The 19,084-nt window shown below is 63.0% G+C and carries 16 protein-coding genes; 10 read left to right on the top strand and 6 right to left on the bottom strand.

Going from position 1 to position 19,084, the window contains the following annotated elements:
- Nucleotides 1-110 precede the first annotated feature (110 nt).
- The 10 genes from K3752_RS18180 to K3752_RS18135 all read left to right on the top strand — a co-directional run bounded on the left by K3752_RS18180 (nt 111) and on the right by K3752_RS18135 (nt 11,400).
- Nucleotides 111-1,370 (top strand): ABC transporter substrate-binding protein, encoded by a 1,260-nt coding sequence (locus tag K3752_RS18180; protein ID WP_093963148.1) that lies wholly within the window; start codon nt 111-113, stop codon nt 1,368-1,370.
- A 91-nt stretch (nt 1,371-1,461) separates the two neighbouring features.
- Nucleotides 1,462-2,385: a carbohydrate ABC transporter permease gene (locus tag K3752_RS18175; RefSeq protein WP_260066699.1), complete on the top strand. Its 924-nt coding sequence runs from the start codon at nt 1,462-1,464 to the stop codon at nt 2,383-2,385.
- Nucleotide 2,386: 1 nt separating this feature from the next.
- Nucleotides 2,387-3,235, top strand: coding sequence for a carbohydrate ABC transporter permease (locus K3752_RS18170; RefSeq protein WP_093963150.1), 849 nt, complete (start codon nt 2,387-2,389; stop codon nt 3,233-3,235).
- Nucleotides 3,236-3,257: 22 nt separating this feature from the next.
- Nucleotides 3,258-4,598 (top strand): alpha-glucosidase/alpha-galactosidase, encoded by a 1,341-nt coding sequence (locus K3752_RS18165; RefSeq protein ID WP_260066696.1) that lies wholly within the window; start codon nt 3,258-3,260, stop codon nt 4,596-4,598.
- 55 nt (nt 4,599-4,653) lie between these two features.
- Nucleotides 4,654-6,360 (top strand): IlvD/Edd family dehydratase, encoded by a 1,707-nt coding sequence (locus K3752_RS18160; RefSeq protein ID WP_409233629.1) that lies wholly within the window; start codon nt 4,654-4,656, stop codon nt 6,358-6,360.
- Complete coding sequence (locus K3752_RS18155; protein ID WP_260066693.1) at nt 6,360-7,127, top strand: SDR family NAD(P)-dependent oxidoreductase; 768 nt, start codon at nt 6,360-6,362, stop codon at nt 7,125-7,127. The genes K3752_RS18160 and K3752_RS18155 overlap by 1 nt, the downstream gene beginning before the upstream one ends.
- Before the next feature lie 4 nt (nt 7,128-7,131).
- Nucleotides 7,132-8,025 carry a 2-dehydro-3-deoxygalactonokinase gene (locus K3752_RS18150; protein WP_260066691.1) on the top strand — a complete coding sequence of 298 codons (894 nt, stop codon included), beginning with the start codon at nt 7,132-7,134 and terminating at the stop codon, nt 8,023-8,025.
- Nucleotides 8,022-8,627: a 2-dehydro-3-deoxy-6-phosphogalactonate aldolase gene (locus tag K3752_RS18145; protein WP_260066689.1), complete on the top strand. Its 606-nt coding sequence runs from the start codon at nt 8,022-8,024 to the stop codon at nt 8,625-8,627. The genes K3752_RS18150 and K3752_RS18145 overlap by 4 nt, the downstream gene beginning before the upstream one ends.
- On the top strand, nt 8,624-9,484 hold the full coding sequence (locus K3752_RS18140; RefSeq protein WP_260066687.1) for an SMP-30/gluconolactonase/LRE family protein: 861 nt from the start codon (nt 8,624-8,626) through the stop codon (nt 9,482-9,484). Before K3752_RS18145 ends, K3752_RS18140 begins: the two co-directional genes overlap by 4 nt.
- Nucleotides 9,481-11,400 carry a beta-galactosidase gene (locus K3752_RS18135; RefSeq protein WP_260066685.1) on the top strand — a complete coding sequence of 640 codons (1,920 nt, stop codon included), beginning with the start codon at nt 9,481-9,483 and terminating at the stop codon, nt 11,398-11,400. Before K3752_RS18140 ends, K3752_RS18135 begins: the two co-directional genes overlap by 4 nt.
- 38 nt (nt 11,401-11,438) lie before the next feature.
- Here the strand turns inward: K3752_RS18135 and K3752_RS18130 are convergent, their stop codons facing one another.
- The 6 genes from K3752_RS18130 to K3752_RS18105 form a co-directional block, all read right to left on the bottom strand.
- Nucleotides 11,439-12,695: an ABC transporter permease gene (locus tag K3752_RS18130; RefSeq protein ID WP_170341237.1), complete on the bottom strand. Its 1,257-nt coding sequence runs from the start codon at nt 12,693-12,695 to the stop codon at nt 11,439-11,441.
- Nucleotides 12,692-13,612: an ABC transporter permease gene (locus K3752_RS18125; RefSeq protein WP_170391631.1), complete on the bottom strand. Its 921-nt coding sequence runs from the start codon at nt 13,610-13,612 to the stop codon at nt 12,692-12,694. The genes K3752_RS18130 and K3752_RS18125 overlap by 4 nt, the downstream gene beginning before the upstream one ends.
- Before the next feature lie 12 nt (nt 13,613-13,624).
- Entirely contained in the window at nt 13,625-14,737 is a 1,113-nt protein-coding gene (locus K3752_RS18120) for an ABC transporter ATP-binding protein (RefSeq protein ID WP_170341232.1), read from the bottom strand.
- Nucleotides 14,738-14,861: 124 nt separating this feature from the next.
- Complete coding sequence (locus K3752_RS18115) at nt 14,862-15,986, bottom strand: extracellular solute-binding protein (protein ID WP_170341229.1); 1,125 nt, start codon at nt 15,984-15,986, stop codon at nt 14,862-14,864.
- Between the two features lie 351 nt (nt 15,987-16,337).
- Complete coding sequence (locus K3752_RS18110) at nt 16,338-17,420, bottom strand: ABC transporter ATP-binding protein (RefSeq protein WP_170372742.1); 1,083 nt, start codon at nt 17,418-17,420, stop codon at nt 16,338-16,340.
- A 3-nt stretch (nt 17,421-17,423) separates the two neighbouring features.
- Nucleotides 17,424-19,079, bottom strand: a complete 1,656-nt coding sequence (locus K3752_RS18105) for an alpha-glucosidase (protein ID WP_260066682.1) — start codon at nt 19,077-19,079, stop codon at nt 17,424-17,426.
- Between the last annotated feature and the right edge of the window lie 5 nt (nt 19,080-19,084).

Below are 19,084 nucleotides of genomic sequence, written 5' to 3'. Positions count from 1 at the left end.
ACGGGCCGCGAGGGTATTGACAAGCCTAGCCGATTCGATGTGTAGTTTTCAATATATAAAACTTGGTTTCACTATTTGGAACCGCAAAATGGAAGCTAAGGGAGGAAACCATGCATTCCATGTTCAAGCGCACTGCGGCGGCTCTGGCGGCCAGTGTGGCACTTGCAGCGCCCGTTTCGGCAGAACTGACCGGCGAGCTGCGAATCTTCCTCGACACATCGAATCCGGCGCCGCGCGCGACGATGGAAGCGATGATCGAGCGTTTCGCGGCACAGCACCCGGGTCTGGAGATCGAGACCACGGTCATCGACCGCGAAGCGTACAAGACCCAGATCCGCAACTTCCTGACGGCGGACACGCCCGACGTCGCGACCTGGTACGCGGCCAACCGCATGAAGCCTTATGTCGAGGCCGGACTGTTCGAAGATGTATCGGACCTGTGGGCCGAGCCGGAAATCGCCGAAAACCTTGCCTCGACCAAGGGCGCGATGACCATCGACGGCAAGCAGTGGGGCGTGCCTTACACCTACTATCAGTGGGGCGTCTACTACCGCAAAGACATCTTTGACGAGCTGGGCCTGTCCGAGCCGACCACCTGGGAAGAAGAGCTGGCCAACTGCCAGAAGATCGTCGACTCGGGTCGCGCCTGCTATACCATCGGCACCAAGTTCCTGTGGACGGCTGGCGGCTGGTTCGACTACCTGAACATGCGCACCAACGGCTTCGACTTCCACCAGCAACTGGCCAATGGCGAAGTCAGCTGGGAAGACGACCGGGTCAAGCAGACCTTCGCCAACTGGAAGCAGCTGATCGACATGGGCGCGTTCATCGACAACCACCAAACCTACAGCTGGCAAGAGGCCCTGCCCTTCATGGTTCAGGGTGACGCAGCGGCCTATCTGATGGGCAACTTCGCCGTGGCTCCGCTGCGCGAGGCCGGTCTGACCGATGACCAGCTGGACTTCTACCAGTTCGTCGCGATCAACCCAGATGTCGAGCTGGCCGAAGATGCGCCGACCGACACGTTCCACATCCCGGCGAACGCGTCGAACAAAGAAGCCGCGCGCGAGTTCCTGCGTTTTGTCGTTTCGGCTGACGAGCAGACCGAGATCAACAACGGCAAGAACCTCGGACAACTGCCCGTCAACGCCAAATCCTCGGTGGATGACGACAAGTTCCTGCAGGAAGGCTTCAAGATGCTGTCGACCAACAGCCCCGGCGGCGTCGCCCAGTTCTGGGATCGCGACGCACCGGCGGAAATGGCCAAAGTGTCGATGGAAGGCTTCCAGGAGTTCATGGTCAAGCCGGACAACCTGGACAGCATCCTGGCCAAGCTGGAACGCGCACGTCAGCGCATCTATGACAACTGATCGGGTTGTGGCCGGGGCAACCCCGGCCACGCCGTAGCCAAACGCAGGACGGGCACGATCCCGTCCTGCCCATTCCAAACCGGGATTGACCATGACCGCTGTCGACGTCACCGAACACGAAAGCTGGTTCCACAGAAATCAGCAACGTATCGCACCCTGGCTGTTTCTGGCTCCGGGCGTGCTGTTCTTCATGGTCTACGTGATCATCCCCGTATTCCAGTCCTTCAACCTGTCGCTCTACGAATGGGACGGGCTGGGCGCGGCCGAATATGTCGGAATGCGCAACTATGAAGACCTGTATTGGGAATGGGTCGATCGTGACGCCTTCTATGTCTCGCTGAAGAACAACCTGATCTGGCTGATCATGTACCTGCTGGCGATCCCGGCTGGTCTGTTCATCGCGCTGTTCCTCAACCAGAGGGTCTGGGGAATCCGGTTGTACAAATCCCTGTTCTTCTTTCCCTTCGTCATCAGCCAGGTCGTAGTCGGGCTGGTCTTCACCTGGTTCTACGACCCCACTTTCGGACTGCTGAACGAGCTTTTGGGCTTGGTCGGGTTGGGTCCGCTGAACGTACTGGGTGATGAACGCTTCGTAACCTACGGCATCATTTTCGCGGGCCTCTGGCCGCAGACCGCCTATTGCATGATCCTGTATCTGACCGGCCTGAACGCCGTGGACCCCGAACAGATCGAGGCCGGCCGGCTGGACGGCGCCAAGGGCGGGCGGATGCTGTGGCATATCATCCTGCCGCAACTGCGCCCGGCGACCTTCATCGCCTTCGTGGTGACCATTATCGGCGCGCTGCGCTCGTTCGACCTGATCTCGATCATGACGCAGGGCGGGCCGTTCGGGTCAAGCCGCGTGCTGGCATATTACATGTTCGAGGTCGCCTTGTCGGAGTACGGGTTCCGCATGGGCTATGGCGCGGCCATCGCCGTGATCCTGTTCCTGATCATGCTGTGCTTCATCGCCTACTTCCTGTGGTCGATGTACCGCGAAGAAAAGGGGCACTGAGATGTTTCCCAAACCGATCGAAAAACAACCCCGCGCGGCGCAGATTTCCTATCAGGCAATGCTGCCGGTCGCCCTTCTGCTGTGGCTCGGCCCTCTGCTGGCGGTGGCCCTGTTTTCCATCAAGCCCGAGGCGGATTTCACCAACGCCAACTACTGGGGCCTGCCCTCCAGCTTTGAAGGCGCCAGGAACTATGGCCAGGTCTTCTTCAACTCGGACATGCCGCGCTATCTGCTGAACTCGTTCCTGATCACGGTTCCCACGGTGATCGGCGCGGTGGCGCTCAGCTGCATGACCGGGTTCGCGCTGGGGATTTACAAGTTCAAGTCGAACCTGTGGATTTTCTTCATGTTCGTGGCCGGCAACTTCGTACCCTTCCAGATCCTGATGGTGCCGGTGCGCGACCTGACGCTGGACTTGGGGCTCTACAATACGAAAACCGGGCTGGTACTGTTCCACATTGCGTTCCAGACGGGGTTCTGCACCCTGTTCATGCGCAACTTCATCCGCGCCCTGCCCTTTGAGTTGATCGAGGCCGCCCGGGTCGAGGGCATCAGCGAATGGCGCATCTTCTGGTACGTGGTCCTGCCGCTGATGAAACCCGCAATCGCCGCGCTCAGCGTTCTGATCTTCACCTTCATCTGGAATGACTATTTCTGGGCCGTCGTGCTGACCCAGGGGGCCGAGAGCCAACCCGTCACCGCCGGCATCACCAGCTTCAACGCGCAGTTCCGCGCAGCGTATCACTTGATGAGTGCCGGCTCGATCGTCGCGGCCCTGCCGCCGGTGGCCATGTTCTTTCTGATGCAGAAACACTTCATCGCGGGTCTGACCCTCGGTGCCGTAAAATAACGCCTAGTCAAGGTTTACAGTCATGACCAAGATCACCTTCATCGGTGCAGGTTCCACGATTTTCATGCAAAATATCGTGGGCGATGCCCTGCTGACCCCGTCACTGGCCGACAGCCATTTTGCCCTGATGGACATTGACCCCGAGCGTCTGGCCGAAAGCGAAACCGTGGTCCGCGCCATGATCCGCTCGGTCGGGACCGGCGCGACCGTGTCCACCCATACCGACCGCCGCGCGGCGCTGGACGGGGCCGATTTCGTCATCACCGCCTTCCAGATCGGCGGCTACAGACCCTGCACCGTCACCGATTTCGAGATCCCCAAGCAATATGGCCTGCGCCAGACCATCGCCGACACGCTGGGCGTGGGCGGCATCATGCGCGGCCTGCGCACCGTGCCGGTCCTGTGGGATGTGGCACGCGACATGGCGCAACTGTGCCCGAATGCCACGCTGCTGCAATACGTCAACCCGATGGCCATCAACACCTGGGCGCTGGCCGAACGGTTCCCGGCACTGAAACATGTGGGTCTGTGCCACTCGGTCCAGAACACGGTCGAGGAACTGGCCCATGACCTGGACCTGCCCAAGGATGAAATCCGCTATCGCGTTGCGGGCGTGAACCATGTGGCGTTTTTCCTGCGGCTGGAACATCAGGGCCGCGACCTGTATCCGGCGCTGCGCCGGGGCTATCACGCGGGCCAGCTGCCCAAGGCGCCGCTGCTGATGCCGCGCTGCCCCAACAAGGTGCGGTACGAGGTGATGGATCACCTGGGCTATTTCTGCACCGAAAGCTCGGAACACCTGGCCGAGTACGTCCCGTGGTTCATCAAGGACGGACGTCAGGACCTGATCGACCAATTCCAGATCCCGCTGGACGAATACCCCACCCGTTGCGAGGAGCAGGTCGCGAATTGGAAGGAACAGGCCAAGACCCTGACCGACGGGCGCGACATTGAAGTGATCCGCAGCCACGAATTCGCCGCCGACCTGATGAACGCCATCGTCACCGACACGCCCTATGTCGCCTATGGCAACCTGCCCAATACCGGGCAGATTCCGCAGCTACCGCTCGGCGCCGCAGTCGAAACACCCTGCCTGGTCGACAGCAACGGCGTGCAGCCCTCGGTCGTGACCGGCATCCCGCCGCAGCTGGTCGCCCTGATGCGCAGCCAGATCAACGTGCAGGAACTGACCGTGCGCGCCCTGGTCGAGGAAAACCCCGAACACATCTACCACGCCGCCATGATGGACCCGCACACCGCCGCCGAACTGGACCTGCGCCAGATCCGCAGCCTGGTCAGTGACCTGCTGACCGCCCATGCCGACTGGCTGCCGGATTGGTGCCGTCCGGCCCGCGCGGCCTGATCATCCGGTAAACACACAAGAGAACCACGACCCAATACGAAAAAGAAACAAAGACATGAAGAAACGCCGCTCACAGCACTGGTACGGCAAGCTCGACAAGGACGGGTTCATCCATCGGTCGTGGATGAAGAACCAGGGCTTTCCCGATCATGCGTTCGACGGACGCCCGATCATCGGCATCTGCAACACATGGTCGGAACTGACGCCGTGCAACTCGGGCCTGCGCGACCTCGCCGAAGGCGTCAAGCGCGGCGTGTGGGAGGCCGGAGGCTTTCCGGTCGAATTCCCGGTGATGTCGCTGGGCGAAACCCAGATGAAGCCCACCGCCATGCTGTTCCGCAACCTGCTGGCCATGGATGTCGAGGAATCGATCCGCGCCTATGGCATTGACGGAGTGGTGCTGCTGGGTGGCTGCGACAAGACCACGCCGGGCCAGCTGATGGGCGCGGCCTCGGTCGATCTGCCCACCATCGTGGTCAGCTCGGGGCCGATGCTGAACGGCAAGTATCGCGGCAAGGATATCGGCTCGGGCACCGATGTGTGGAAGTTCTCGGAAGCCGTGCGCGCCGGCGAGATGACTTTGCAGGATTTCATGAACGCAGAATCCGGCATGAGCCGGTCCAAGGGCGTGTGCATGACTATGGGCACGGCCTCGACCATGGCATCGCTGGTCGAGGCGATGGGCATGAGCCTGCCCACCAACGCCGCCCTGCCTGCCGTCGATGCCCGCCGGATGGCGCTGGCGCACATGACCGGCAAGCGCATCGTCGAGATGGTGGACGAGGACCTCAAACCCTCGGACATCCTGACCAAAGCGGCGTTTGAGAACGCCATCCTGGCCAATGCCGCGGTGGGCGGGTCCACCAACGCCGTGGTGCACCTGCTGGCGCTGGCCGGCCGGGTGGGCGTGGACCTGACCCTGCAGGATTTCGAGATCGGCTCGGACATTCCGCTGCTGGTCAACTGCATGCCCTCGGGCAAATACCTGATGGAAGATTTCTGCTATGCCGGCGGGATGCCGGTGGTCCTGTCCGAGCTGAAATCGCATCTGCGCCCGGCCCGCACCGTTCTGAACAAGGACATCTCGGCCCACTATGAGGGCGCGGAATGCTTCAACCGTGACGTGATCCACGCCTTTGACGATCCGGTGAAACCGGCCGCCGGGCTGCGCGTTCTGCGCGGCAACCTGGCGCCGAACGGGGCCATCGTGAAACCCTCGGCCGCCACAGACAGCCTGCTGGAGACGGAAGGTGAGGCCTATGTCTTCGACAGCATCGAGGACCTGAAGGCCAATATCGACCGCGACGACCTGCCTGTGACGCCCGAGACCATACTGGTGCTCAAAGGCTGCGGGCCCAAGGGCTATCCGGGCATGCCCGAGGTCGGCAACATGCCGATCCCCGCCAAACTGGTGAAACAGGGCGTACGTGACATGATCCGCGTTTCCGACGCACGCATGTCGGGCACCGCCTTCGGCACAGTGATCCTGCATGTCAGCCCCGAGGCGCAGGCGGGCGGTCCTCTGGCGCTGGTGAAAACCGGCGATCGCATCCGCGTCTCGGCCAGCAAGGGCGAGTTGGAACTGCTGGTCGACGAACAGGAACTGGCGGCCCGCCGCGCGGCCTGGCAGCCCGACGACCCGCATTACACCCGCGGCTATGCCAAACTGTATATCGACCATGTCCTGCAGGCCGATCAGGGGGCCGACCTTGATTTCCTGGTGGGCAAGGACACCCGCCTTGTGACCAGAGAGAGCCATTGATGACCCAGCCAGCAACCTTCCATGACCTCGACGGCGCGTCCGTCTTCATCACCGGCGGCGGGTCGGGCGTGGGCGCGGCCCTGACAGACGGGTTCCTGGCCCAAGGCGCCAAGGTCGCCTTTATCGGCCGGTCCGACGCCAGCGCGTTCGTCGAAGTGATGCGCGCCAAACACGGCCGCGCGCCCTTGTTCCTGCAGGGCGACATGACCGACACCGCGCTGCTGCGCGAAACCATGACCAAGGCCGCCGAGGCCCACGGCCCGCTGAACGTGCTGGTCAACAATGCCGCGAACGACAAGCGCCACAGCCTCGAGGAAACCACGCCCGAGTTCTGGGACTGGATGATCGAGGTGAACCTCAAGGCCTATTACTTCGCCTGCCAGCAGGCTGCGCGCCAGATGGCAGAAACCGGCGGGTCGATCATCAACTTCAGTTCGATCAGCTACATGATGGGCAATGCAGGCTATCCGATCTATACGACGGCCAACGCCGGAATCACCGGCATGACCCGCTCGCTCGCGCGCGAGCTGGGGCCGAAGAACATCCGCGTCAACGCGCTGGCCCCCGGTTGGGTGCTGACGCAGAAACAACTGGACATGTGGGCCACGCCCGAGGATCTGGCCGCGCATATGGATCGCCAATGCCTGAAGGAACATCTGCGTCCGGACGACATGATCGCGCCGACGCTGTTTCTGGCATCGACGGCCAGCCGCGCCATGACCGGGCAATGCATGGTCGTCGATGGCGGCGTGGTCACAACGGGGTGAGGACATGAACACCGAGTGGATCGCAGTAGACTGGGGCACCTCGCATCTGCGCGCCTGGGCGATGCAGGGCGATACGGTGCTGGACCACGCCCAATGCGACCGGGGCATGGCAACGCTGGGCCGGGATCAGTTCCAGGACGCGCTGCTGACGCTGGTCCAGGGCTGGCTGGGCGCGGCGCCCGTCGATGTGATCGCCTGCGGCATGGTCGGTGCCCGCCAGGGCTGGGTCGAGGCGCCCTATGTGGCTGTTCCCGCCAAGCCGATCTCGACCGTTCCGGTGCGCGTGCCCGGCACCGATCCACGCATCCGCGCCTTCGTGGTGCCAGGCCTGAAACAGGACGACCCCGCGGACGTGATGCGCGGCGAGGAAACCCAGATCGCCGGCTACCTGTCCACGCGCCCACATTGGGATGGCGTAATCTGCCTGCCCGGCACCCACACCAAATGGGTGCAGGTCAGCGCCGGCGAGGTCGTCAGCTTCCGCACCTTCATGACCGGTGAGCTGTTCGATCTGCTGGGACAGCACTCGGTGCTGAAACACTCGGTGGGCGACGGCTGGGACGACGACGCCTTCGCCACGGCCGTGGCGGACACGCTGTCCAAGCCCGAGCAACTGGCCGGGCGGCTGTTCGGGCTGCGCGCCGCCGACCTGCTGCACGGGCAGGATCCGGCCACCGCCCGCGCCCGCCTGTCCGGTGCGCTGATCGGTGCCGAGCTGGCCGCCACCCGCCCCTATTGGCTGGGTCAGCAACTGGCCATCATCGGGGCCGAGGCCCTGTCGAACATCTATGCCACCGCGCTGCAGCAACAGGGCGCGTTCGTCGAAACCGCCGACGCGACCCAGGCCACGCTGGCCGGTCTGCTGCCGGCCCGCACCCTCACGAGGCAAACCGCATGAGCCGCCCCATCATCGCCATTCTGCGCGGGCTTGACCCGGCGCAGGCCGAGGCCGTCGGCCAGGCCATTCTGGACGCCGGCATCGACCGGATCGAGGTGCCGCTGAACTCGCCCGACCCGCTGGACAGCATCGGCCGTCTGGCCCGTTCGATCGGCGACCGCGCGCTGGTCGGGGCCGGAACCGTCCTGACCGTGGACGAGGTCGAACAGGTGGCCTCCGTGGGCGGCAAGCTGATCGTGTCGCCCAATTGCGATGCCGAGGTGATCGCGCGCACGGTGGATCTGAGCCTTCAAAGCTGGCCCGGGGTCTATACCCCGACCGAGGCCTTCGTCGCCCTGCGCGCCGGAGCCACCGGGCTGAAACTGTTTCCCGGGGTGATGGCCGGACCGGTGGGGCTGGCGGCCATGCGCCCGATCCTGCCCAAGGGCACGCAGGTCTATGCCGTGGGCGGCGCGGGGCCCGAGAATTTCGGCGACTGGCTCAAGGCCGGGGCCGACGGTTTCGGCATAGGCTCGGCCCTGTTCAAACCCGGCATGTCCGTGGACCAGATCGCCGAAAACGCCCGCCGGATCGTCGCCGCCTATGACGAGGCCACGCGATGAACCACGTCTTTGACGACCGCCCGTGCGAGTTGGGCGAAGGCCCGCTGTGGCACCCCGAACGGCAACAGCTGTTCTGGTTCGACATCGTCAACAAGCGCCTGATGACCCGCGACGCGGATGGCCCGCAGAGCTGGGATTTTGCCGAGCACGTCTCGGCCGCAGGTTGGATCGACCGCGACACGCTGCTGATCGCGTCGGAAACCGGCCTGTGGCGTTTCGGGCTTGAGACCGGTCACAAGGACCGCGTCGTCGCGCTCGAGGCCGACAACCCGGTGACCCGCTCGAATGACGGGCGGGCTGATCCGTGGGGCGGGTTCTGGATCGGCACAATGGGCAAGCGCGCGGAACGGGGCGCGGGGGCGATCTATCGCTTGTGGCGGGGTGAGCTGCGGCAACTGGTGCCGGACGTGACCATCTCGAACGCGATCTGTTTCGCGCCCGACCGGTCCTGCGCCTATTTCTGCGACACGGCCACCGGGCAGGTGCGGCGCTGGGGTCTGAACCCAGAAACCGGCTGGCCCGAGGGCGACAGCGCGGTGCTTCTGGACCTGCGCGCCGAGGGGCTGAACCCCGATGGCGCGGTCGTCGATGCCGCGGGAAATCTGTGGCTTGCACAATGGGGCGCGGCGCGGGTTGCGGCCTATGACGCCGGCGGAACCTTTCTGCGCGCGGTGCCATTCGCGGCGGCCCATACCTCGTGCCCCGCTTTCGGCGGGCCGGATCTGACGACGCTGTTCTGCACCTCGGCCCGTGAGGGGCTGGATGAGGACACCATCGCGTCGCATCCCACCAACGGAATGACCTTTGCCGCCGAAAACGCGGGCCAAGGTCAGGCGGAACACAGAGTCATCCTATGAACCCCGAACTTGGCGTTTGCTATTACCCCGAACATTGGCCCCAGTCGATGTGGGCCGAAGATGCCGCGCGCATGGTCGAGGCCGGTCTGCGCTGGGTCCGGATCGGCGAATTCGGATGGAGCCGGATGGAGCCGGAACCGGGCCGGCTGACATTCGACTGGCTGGATCAGGCCATCGAGACCCTTGGTGCGGCCGGGTTGAAAGTGGTGCTGGGAACGCCCACGGCCACGCCGCCGCGCTGGATGCTGGACCGGCACCCGGACATGCTGGCGGTGGACGAAAACGGGCAGCCGCGCAAGTTCGGCTCGCGCCGGCACTATTGTTTCAGCCATCAGGGATACATTCATGACTGCGTCCGCATCGCCCGGATCATGGGTGAACGCTATGGCCGCAACCCGCATGTGGCCGCCTGGCAGATCGACAATGAATATGGCTGCCACGACACCACCGTCAGCTACAGCGAGCCCGCGCGGAAGGCCTTCCGCCGCTGGCTGGCCGAACGCTATGGCTCGATTGAGGCGCTGAACGCGGCCTGGGGCAACGTGTTCTGGTCGATGGAATACAGTGATTTCGATCAGATCGACCTGCCCAACCTGACCGTGACCGAACCCAACCCCGCGCATGTGCTGGCCTTCCGCCGGTTCAGCTCGGATCAGGTGGTGGCCTTCAACCGGGCCCAGGTTCAGGCGCTGCGGCCCCTGACCGACGCGCCGCTGCTGCACAACTACATGGGCCGGATTCTGGATTTCGACCATTTCGAGGTGGGCGCCGATCTGGATATCGCCGCCTGGGACAGCTACCCGATCGGGTTCCTGTCCGACCGGCTCGAGGCCGACGCGGCACACAAGGCAGCCTTTCTGCAACAGGGCGACCCGGACATGCAGGCCTTTCACCACGATCTGTACCGCGCCGTCGGGCGCGGCCGCTGGTGGGTGATGGAACAGCAGCCCGGACCGGTGAACTGGGCGCCCTACAACCCGGCCCCCCTGCCAGGCATGGTGAGGCTCTGGTCGCTCGAGGCCGTGGCTCACGGGGCCGAGGTGGTCAGCTATTTCCGCTGGCGGCAGGCGCCTTTTGCGCAGGAACAGATGCACGCGGGCTTGCTGACACCGAACAACCAACCCGCCCCCGGTCTGGCCGAGGCGCAGCAGACGGCCGCGGATCTGGCCGCGCTGGGACCGGTCGAACCGGTGCAGGCGCGGGTGGCCATCCTGTTCGACTACCCGTCGGACTGGGCCTGGGCGACCCAGCCTCAGGGCGCGGGCTTCAACTATTTCCGGCTGGTGTTTTCCGCCTATCGCGCCCTGCGCCGCGCCGGGCTGTCGGTCGATGTCGTGCCGGCCTCGGGCTTGGACGACGCCGACTATGATCTGATCCTCGCTCCCGGACTGGCCACGCTGGACGACGCGCTGGCCGACCGCCTGCGGGCGGCCGCGAAACTGACGGTTCTGGGCCCGCGCGCCGGAGCAATCACGGCTGATTTCCAGATCCCGGCCCAAGGCCGCCCCGGCCTGCAGGCGTTGGACTGCGACGTGGCGCTGGTGGAATCCCTACCGCCCGAGATCACCCGCCCGGTTCAGGGTGGCGGAGCGGCGCAACACTGGGTCGAGCGGTTGACCGGCCACGCGCCCGATCAGTTGACCTTCGAAGACGGGACTCCGGCGCTCAAGGGCAGTGACCAGCTTTGGTACCTGGCCGGGTTCCCGGACGAAGGCCTTTGGGACCGGATAGTTGAGATGGCGGCGCAGAAAGTCGGGCTGCCATTGCACCAGATGCCGCCCGGCCTGCGGCGGCGCGAGACCGCGACCCATGACTTCCTGATCAACTACAACGCCACACCGGTGGATTGGAACGGCCACCGCATCGCTGCCTGCGGAGTCGCCATCCTGAAACGCAATCCGCCCGGCCAGGAATGAACCTGAACCGGGCGGATGCGGTGCTCTGGCGCTTCGTCCTACTCGTCGGTCTTCAGACTGTTTGGATCGAAGACGTTGCCGAACCCACTGTTGCCCGAAGGCTGATTGTCAGGCTCGGCTGAGCTTTCGTCGTCCTGACCACCCAATGTGTTCGGAGCGAACACATTGCCAAAACCGCTGTTGTTCGACGGTTTGGGCGTGGATTGCTGCGCGTCGCCTTGCTCGGCCTCGCGCTGCTTGCGCTGCTCCTCGCGTTGCTTGCGCAATTCCTGAATGCGCTGCTCGGCTTCCAAACGCTTTTCTTCCTTGACGTCCGCGATGCACTGGGCCGGGTTGTAAGCCATGGCCGTCCCGACGACAGTGATCGTTGCCACGGCAAACATGACCAGCAGCACGGCCGCCATGTTCCCCGAGAAAAAGCTGGGCAACTTGATCTTGCCCGCAAGCTCCTCGACCGTGGCTTCCTTGCGCGCGGCGGCGACCAGTTCCTGACGCTTCAACTTGGCTTCGTTCAACAGGGCGAAGAACACGGTCAGCGCCACGATGATAAAGGCCAGCGCCGAAATCGCGGGTGTAATGCCGTAGCGCACCTTTTGAGCCAGTTCGATTGTCAGTGTCGGATATTCGCCGAACGTGAAGGTGGTGGTGTTGTAGTTCTCGAACGAGGCAAGAAACGCCAGCACCGCCGCCGAAGCAATCGCCGGGCGCATGAACGGGAGCAGGATCTTGCGAAACGCCTGTGCATGCGTTGCACCAAGGTCCAGTGCCGCCTCGGTCAGCGCCAGGTCATATCGCTGCAGCCGGGCCACCAGAACCAACATGCAATAGCTGGCTATGAAGGTGGATTGGCCAATCACGGTCAGGAAAATGCCGTTCGACAAAAAGCTGTCGGCGCCCAGCCCCAGCATCCGGTTGATCCGGTCCCAGAAGACCAGCGTCGAGATACCCAGAACAACGCCCGGGATCAGGATCGGTGCGATGATGATCGTGTAGTAGGTGGCGCGCAGCTTGGGCCAGATCTGGGTCAGCATAAGCGCTCCGGCCAAGCCCATCGCCACCGACAGAACCACGGTTCCCGCGCCGATGATCAACGAGTTCTTGATGCCGTTCAGGATGCGTTGGTCCTGAAACAACTCGCCGAACCACTGGAAGGTCAGGCATTCCCACGGGCTCATGCGCGGGAAACCGGACGAGTTGAAGGCGGTGATCGACATGATCACCAAGGGACCCAGCAGGTAGGCGAAGAAGATCGCCAGATAGACCCAGATGCTGATACGGAGGAAGGACATGTTCATTTCCCGATATCCCCCATGTTCACCTTGAACAGGCGCATCATTGCCAGCACGAACAGGATACAGGTGACCAGCAGAACGATGGCGTAGGCCGCGCCTTGTGGCCAGTCGTTGTTGTCATTGAACTGCTGATAGATCAGCTGCGTGAACCACAGACTGGACGGCCCACCCAGGATTTGCGGTGCGGCCAGCGCACCGGCCGACAGCATGAACACCATCGTACAGCCGGAACTGATGCCAGGCTTGGCATAGGGGATGACCACCCTCCAGTGGATCCGCCACCACGGAGCGCCCAAGTCGCGCGCGGCTTCGATCTGGTTTCCATCCAGGCTTTCGATGACGTTGTACATCGGGAAGATCATCAGCAGGATGTACGCGTAGCCGAGGCCCGCATAGAGCGCGATGTCGTTGCGGATGAAATCGAACGGCGTGTCCCAGATCCCCAATCCGACGAACAGCGTGTTCAAAACACCCGTCTCTCCGAAGATGATGCGCAGCGCAAAGGCACGCAGGATCTCGTTGATCCAATAGGGGATGATCAGCATGATCGCGAAGATACGGATGTGATTGCCCTTGGACTGACCCAGGTAATAAGCAATCGGATAGCAAATGATCAGGTTGAAAACCGTCACGCAGACCGCGGCAATCAACGTCCGGAAGAAAACGCGCAGATCAACGGCGTTGTAGGACTGGCTACCGCCTTCCGGGCCGTAGATCAAATATTTGTAGTTCTCCAGCGTGTACACGTCCTTGGGGCCGCCGATTTCTGGGGGCGGCAGGTTGGGACGGAAGGAAAAGTCCAGCATCGACAGCTGCGGCAGGATGATCAGGCCGATCGTCCAGAACAGGACAAGTCCCAGAATCGCGAGCCCCATGCCGAAACCGTTGCGGTTGAAGAAGTCCCTGAGGAAGCCAGGCATCGTCGGGCCTCCTTATTCCGCAGCCAGCTCACCCGCCGGAACGACAACCGCGTTGCGGGTTTCGTATTCCAGCGTGATGTTCTGCCCGGTGTGATCTTTGAACGACTGCCCGTGGTTCGGGATCGAGACCTTGATCTCCTTGCCGCCCTCTCCTTCGGTGAAGATGTTGAAGACGTTGCCTTCGAACTCCTCGTGGGTTACCCGCGCCGTGACGAAGTGATCGCCGCTCGTCCCCTCGGGCGCAATCGAGAACGCCTCGGGTCGGATGAACATCATGGCGTCGTCACCTTCGGCCAACTTGCCCTGATTGGCGGTCGATATCCGCGCCACCAGATCGCCGGACCGGTTGGTCGAGATCAGGGCCTCTTCGCCCATCACTCTTTTGACCTTGCCGCGGAAGACGTTGTTTTCGCCCACGAACGAGGCGGCAAAAGCGGTTGTCGGGTCGTTGTAGATGGTCTTGCCATCGGCGATCTGGTCGATCACGCCAGCGCGCATCACGGCGATGTTGTCAGACATGGTCAGGGCCTCGCCCTGGTCATGGGTGATGTAGATGAAGGTGATGCCCACACGCTGCTGGATCTCACGCAGTTCGGTGCGCATGTGCTGGCGCAGCTTGAGGTCCAGCGCCGACAGCGGTTCGTCCAACAGCAGCACGTCCGGTTCGGCGCATAAGGCGCGCGCGATGGCGACACGCTGGCGTTGGCCACCCGACAATTCGCTGGGCAGCTTGTCGCCCTGGCCCGGCAGCGCGATCATGTCCAGCAGCTCATCCGCGCGTTTGCGGCGCTCGGCAGCGCTGGCGCCCTTGATCTCCATCGAGAAGGTGATGTTCTCCCACACTTTCATCAGCGGAAACAGTGCGAGGTTCTGAAAGATCAGCGCGGTCGGGCGCTTGTTCGGCCCGATGCCCTTCATGTTCTTTCCACCGATCAGCACATTGCCTTCGCTGGGCTCCAGGAACCCGGACACCGCGCGCAGAATCGTCGTCTTGCCGCAGCCCGAGGGCCCCAGGAACGAAAAGAAATCGCCGCCGTTGATGTTCACGTTCGCATCTCGCACAGCGACAAAATCGCCGAAGCGGATCCACAGGTTTTCCAGATCGACTCCGATCCCTGCACTCATTTTTGGTATCTCCCTGTGATGCAGCTTCAGGCCGCACCGCATCGTTGTCCGTCACGCGGGGCAAACGCGTGCGGGGTCCAAAGGCCCCCCGCGCGACAACGCGAGGGGCGCGATCTCAAGGCGATCAGGCGCTCTTGAACTTGTTGACGAACTCGGTCCGGGTCTCGGCGTACCAAGGTGCTTCGGCAGGCCACGGGTTCAGGTTGGCCAGCGAGTCGCCCGGATAGGCCTCGGCAAAGTTCTTCTTGTAGGTGTCGCCCGAATACTGGTCGGCACCCAGAACCGGCGAGTTGTAGCCGTGGCTGTCGATCGCGACACCGGCCGGTTTGGCCTGATAGGCGAAGTCGATGAAGGCGTAGACCTGGTCGATATTGGTTGCACCGGTCGGCATCGACATGCCGTCGACCCAAGCCATCGCACCCTCGACCGGAGCCTGGTAGTGCACCGGTTCGCCCGCGGATTTCAGTGCCAGCGGCGGGCCATCCCAAGTCTGTCCGACGACAACCCCTTCGTTCAGCAGGCCGTTCTTCTGGGTGTCGGCGTCGTTCCAGATCAGTTTGATCCGGTCCTTGCGGGCGATGCACCAGTCGGTGATTTGACCCCAGACCTTACGCATGGTGTCTTCGTCGCCATATGCGGCCCAGACCGAGCCGGGCTCCATCTCGCCGATGCGCTCCATGTACAGGCCTGCGCCCAGCATCATCGAATGCGCGCGACCCATGGTCTTGCCGGCGTTTTCTTCCGACCAGACGTCACCATAGGACGGAGCGTCGCCTTCGGGCAGCCACAGGTCGGTCCGATAGGCTATGCCTTCGGTACCCCAGATATGCGGCAGCCAATGCGCGCCGCTGTCACCAAAGTTCCAGGCATCGGTGCCGATCTTGGCCATCGCCGGGTTGACCTTGTCGATCGGAACCCTGTTCATGTCGAACGGCTGCAGAAGCTCCAGCGGCTCCCACTGCAGCGACCGGTTGTTGGTCGGCGAAACGATGTCAAAGCCCTGGCCCTTGGTGGCCTTCATCTTGTTGATGATCTCTTCGTTCGAGCCGATACCGGTGTAGTTCACCTTGATCCCGGTCAGGGTCTCGAACTCTTCGATGAAGCTGGGCGGCAGGTAATCCGACCACATCAGGATGTTGACTTCGCCCGAAGATGCCAGGGCGCTTTTGCTGTACAGAGGTGCCGCCAGCGCTGCGGCGCCGGCCCCTTTCAACACCGTACGACGGCTGAAGTTTGACGATTTGGTCATTCGTGTTTCTCCCGTGTTTGGACTGAGTTTTGTTTTTTATCCGTGCGTCACGTTAGAGTTTTGCGATCGCCCCGTCAGTCCAAAAAGTGACAGTTTGCGAAATTCTTAGGTCCAGTTCCCTTGGAAGCCCAAGCCCGGAGCCCGCCCAAACAGCGCGCGACTCTGCTGGAATTCGCGCGAGGATCATATATCAAAAGGGCCGACGATACCTAGCGGCGCATCGGAACTGGCCTCATGTCACACAGGGAGATCACGCGAATTTTTTGCGCATCCGCCTAATCGATGCGCATCATTTCAGCCGCAAAAATCGAATTGCGACAAATTCAGACCAGAATCACGACACGGTTGGAGCTATTTGCGCATTGACCGGCCGTCATGGAACAGGTGGATCTTCTCCGGCGCGGCAGTCACCGAAACCGTCTGGCCACGCAAGCCACGATGGATGCCCGGCAGTTTGCCGATCACCGACTCGGCGCCGGGGGCTTTCGCGAAATAGAGCAACGTCACCTCGCCCAATGCTTCGGTAAAGTCCACGGTCCCGGTCAGGATGGGGTCACCGTCGGCGACCACCAGATCCTCGGGGCGCACACCCACGTTGACCTTCTTGCCGGCGTCCGCGTCCTGGGTCGGGATGGCCGAAACTGCCGTGCCGCCACAGTCCAGCGCGACGGTCGTGGTGGCACCGGTGCCGGTGATCGTGCCCGGCAGCAGGTTCATGGCGGGCGAGCCGATGAACTGGGCCACGAATTCATTGTCAGGCGTCTCGTACAGTTCCAGCGGCGTGCCGACCTGCGCGATACCCTTGTTGGCCAGAACCACGATCCGGCTGGCCAGGGTCATTGCCTCGACCTGGTCGTGGGTGACATAGATCATCGTGCTGTCAGGCATCGCCTCTTTCAGGCGCGCGATCTCGATCCGCGTGGCCACCCGCAGGGCGGCATCCAGGTTCGACAGCGGCTCGTCGAACAGATAGACCTTGGGGTCGCGCACGATAGCCCGGCCGATGGCGACCCGCTGTCGCTGACCGCCCGACAGGGCCTTGGGCAGCCGGTCCAGAAACGGTTCCAGCTGCAGGATCTGCGCCGCACGGTTTACCGCCGCGTCGATCTGATCGGTGGGCATCTTGGCGATCTTCAGGGCAAAGGCCATGTTCTCGCGCACGGTCATGTGCGGATACAGCGCGTAGCTTTGGAACACCATGGCGATGCCGCGCTGTGCCGGGGGCACGTCGTTCATCACCTGCCCCTCGATCTCCAGCGTCCCGCCCGAAATGCGTTCCAGCCCCGCGATCATCCGCAGCAGGGTGGACTTGCCGCAGCCCGAAGGGCCGACGAACACGATCAACTCGCCGCGCTCGATCTCGAGGTTGATGTCCTTCAGGACATCAACATTGCCATAGGTCTTTGCGACATCGGTCAACTTGAGCTCGGACATGGGTTACCCTTTCTCTCGGACCATCAGGCAAAATTGCGACGGCGCCAGCGTGGCGCGGCCCTGCGCCTCGACTGCGCCCAGATCCTGACCGATGCAGCGCCAGTTGCCTTCGGGCAGGTCGATTTCGGCGGCGCCATTGCCCAGGTTGAAGGCGCAGAACACCTGCTGGGTATCATCCTCGCGCAGGAAGCTGAGGATCGGGCCGGTTTCGCGCATGTCGGACTGGGTGCCCGACATCAGCGCCGGATATTCATGGCGCAAGGCGATGGCACGACGATAGTGGTTCAGCACCGACTGCGGGTCGGCGTCCATCCGGTCCACGGCGCGCTCGGCCTGCGCGGTGCTGACGGGCAGCCAGGGCGCACCGGTGGTAAAGCCCGACTGTTCGTCCTGCGCAGCCCAGACCATGGGCGTGCGGCAGCCGTCGCGGCCCTTGTATTCAGGCCAGAACTCGATGCCATAGGGGTCCTGCAGGTGCTCAAAGGGCACGTCGGCCTCGGGCAAGCCCAGCTCTTCGCCCTGATACAGGCAGGCCGAGCCGCGCAGGCACATCATCAGAACCGCGTGCTGCCGGATGCCGGCCTCATCCAGATCCCAGCGCGAGGCGTGGCGCTGCACGTCGTGGTTGGAGAACGCCCAGCACGGCCAGGCGTCGCCGGCCTTGGACAGGAGCTGGTCGAACACATGCTTGGTGTATTCTGCCGTCAGGCGGCGTTTTTCCAGAAATTCAAAGGCATAGCACATGTGCATACGCTTGTCGCCACGGGTGTATTCGCCCATGATCTCAAGCCCGCGCTGTGCGTCGCCCACCTCGCCCAGACAGGCGCGACCGTCATATTGATCGGTCAGGGCGCGCAGCCGTTCCAGGAAGGCGATGTTTTCGGGCTGGCTCTTGGAATACAGGTGGTCCTGATGGTTGTAGGGGTTGACCATCGGCGCGATGGTTGCGTTGCGCTGATCCAGCGGCAGCGCCGGGTTGTCGCGCAGTTGCGCGTCGTGGAAGTAGAAGTTGATCGTGTCCAGTCGGAACCCGTCAACGCCCATGTCCAGCCAGAACCGCGCCACGTCCAGCAGCGCGTCCTGCACATCGGGGTTGTGGAAATTCAGGTCCGGCTGCGAGGTCAGGAAGTTGTGCAGGTAATACTGCTGCCGGCGCGTATCCCACTGCCAGGCCGAGCCGCCGAAGATCGACAGCCAGTTGTTGGGCGGGGTCCCGTCAGGCTTGGGGTCGGCCCAGACATACCAGTCGGCCTTGGGGTTTTCGCGGTTGCTGCGGCTTTCGACGAACCACGGATGCTGGTCCGAGGTATGCGACAGAACCAGGTCGATCATCACCCGCAGACCCAGACCATGGGCGCGGTCCAGCAACGTCTGGAAATCCTCCATCGTGCCGAACATCGGATCGATGGCGCGATAGTCGCTGACATCGTACCCGAAATCCTTCATCGGCGACTTGAAGAAGGGCGAGATCCAGATCGCATCAACCCCCAGACCAGCGATGTAATCCAGCCGCTGGGTAATGCCCCGCAGGTCTCCGATGCCGTCGCCGTTGCTGTCCTGAAAGCTGCGCGGGTAGATCTGATAGATCACGCCGCCGCGCCACCAGTCGGACGCCGTCTTGGTTGAGTGCTTGAGGTCCACGTTGTTCTGCACGTTCATCACAC

Origin of the sequence: Ruegeria sp. B32, from assembly GCF_025141855.1 — a bacterium.
In the GTDB taxonomy this organism is placed as follows: domain Bacteria; phylum Pseudomonadota; class Alphaproteobacteria; order Rhodobacterales; family Rhodobacteraceae; genus Ruegeria; species Ruegeria arenilitoris.
This window is presented reverse-complemented; position numbering and strand designations above follow the sequence as displayed.

Coding starts and splice junctions, on each gene's coding strand:
- K3752_RS18135 (WP_260066685.1), top strand. CDS start 9,481: ATGAACCCCGAACTTGGCGTTTGCTATTACCCCGAACATTGGCCCCAG.
- K3752_RS18155 (WP_260066693.1), top strand. CDS start 6,360: ATGACCCAGCCAGCAACCTTCCATGACCTCGACGGCGCGTCCGTCTTC.
- K3752_RS18115 (WP_170341229.1), bottom strand. CDS start 15,986: ATGACCAAATCGTCAAACTTCAGCCGTCGTACGGTGTTGAAAGGGGCC.
- K3752_RS18110 (WP_170372742.1), bottom strand. CDS start 17,420: ATGTCCGAGCTCAAGTTGACCGATGTCGCAAAGACCTATGGCAATGTT.
- K3752_RS18120 (WP_170341232.1), bottom strand. CDS start 14,737: ATGAGTGCAGGGATCGGAGTCGATCTGGAAAACCTGTGGATCCGCTTC.
- K3752_RS18170 (WP_093963150.1), top strand. CDS start 2,387: ATGTTTCCCAAACCGATCGAAAAACAACCCCGCGCGGCGCAGATTTCC.
- K3752_RS18130 (WP_170341237.1), bottom strand. CDS start 12,695: ATGAACATGTCCTTCCTCCGTATCAGCATCTGGGTCTATCTGGCGATC.
- K3752_RS18140 (WP_260066687.1), top strand. CDS start 8,624: ATGAACCACGTCTTTGACGACCGCCCGTGCGAGTTGGGCGAAGGCCCG.
- K3752_RS18105 (WP_260066682.1), bottom strand. CDS start 19,079: ATGAACGTGCAGAACAACGTGGACCTCAAGCACTCAACCAAGACGGCG.
- K3752_RS18125 (WP_170391631.1), bottom strand. CDS start 13,612: ATGCCTGGCTTCCTCAGGGACTTCTTCAACCGCAACGGTTTCGGCATG.
- K3752_RS18160 (WP_409233629.1), top strand. CDS start 4,654: ATGAAGAAACGCCGCTCACAGCACTGGTACGGCAAGCTCGACAAGGAC.
- K3752_RS18175 (WP_260066699.1), top strand. CDS start 1,462: ATGACCGCTGTCGACGTCACCGAACACGAAAGCTGGTTCCACAGAAAT.
- K3752_RS18165 (WP_260066696.1), top strand. CDS start 3,258: ATGACCAAGATCACCTTCATCGGTGCAGGTTCCACGATTTTCATGCAA.
- K3752_RS18180 (WP_093963148.1), top strand. CDS start 111: ATGCATTCCATGTTCAAGCGCACTGCGGCGGCTCTGGCGGCCAGTGTG.
- K3752_RS18145 (WP_260066689.1), top strand. CDS start 8,022: ATGAGCCGCCCCATCATCGCCATTCTGCGCGGGCTTGACCCGGCGCAG.
- K3752_RS18150 (WP_260066691.1), top strand. CDS start 7,132: ATGAACACCGAGTGGATCGCAGTAGACTGGGGCACCTCGCATCTGCGC.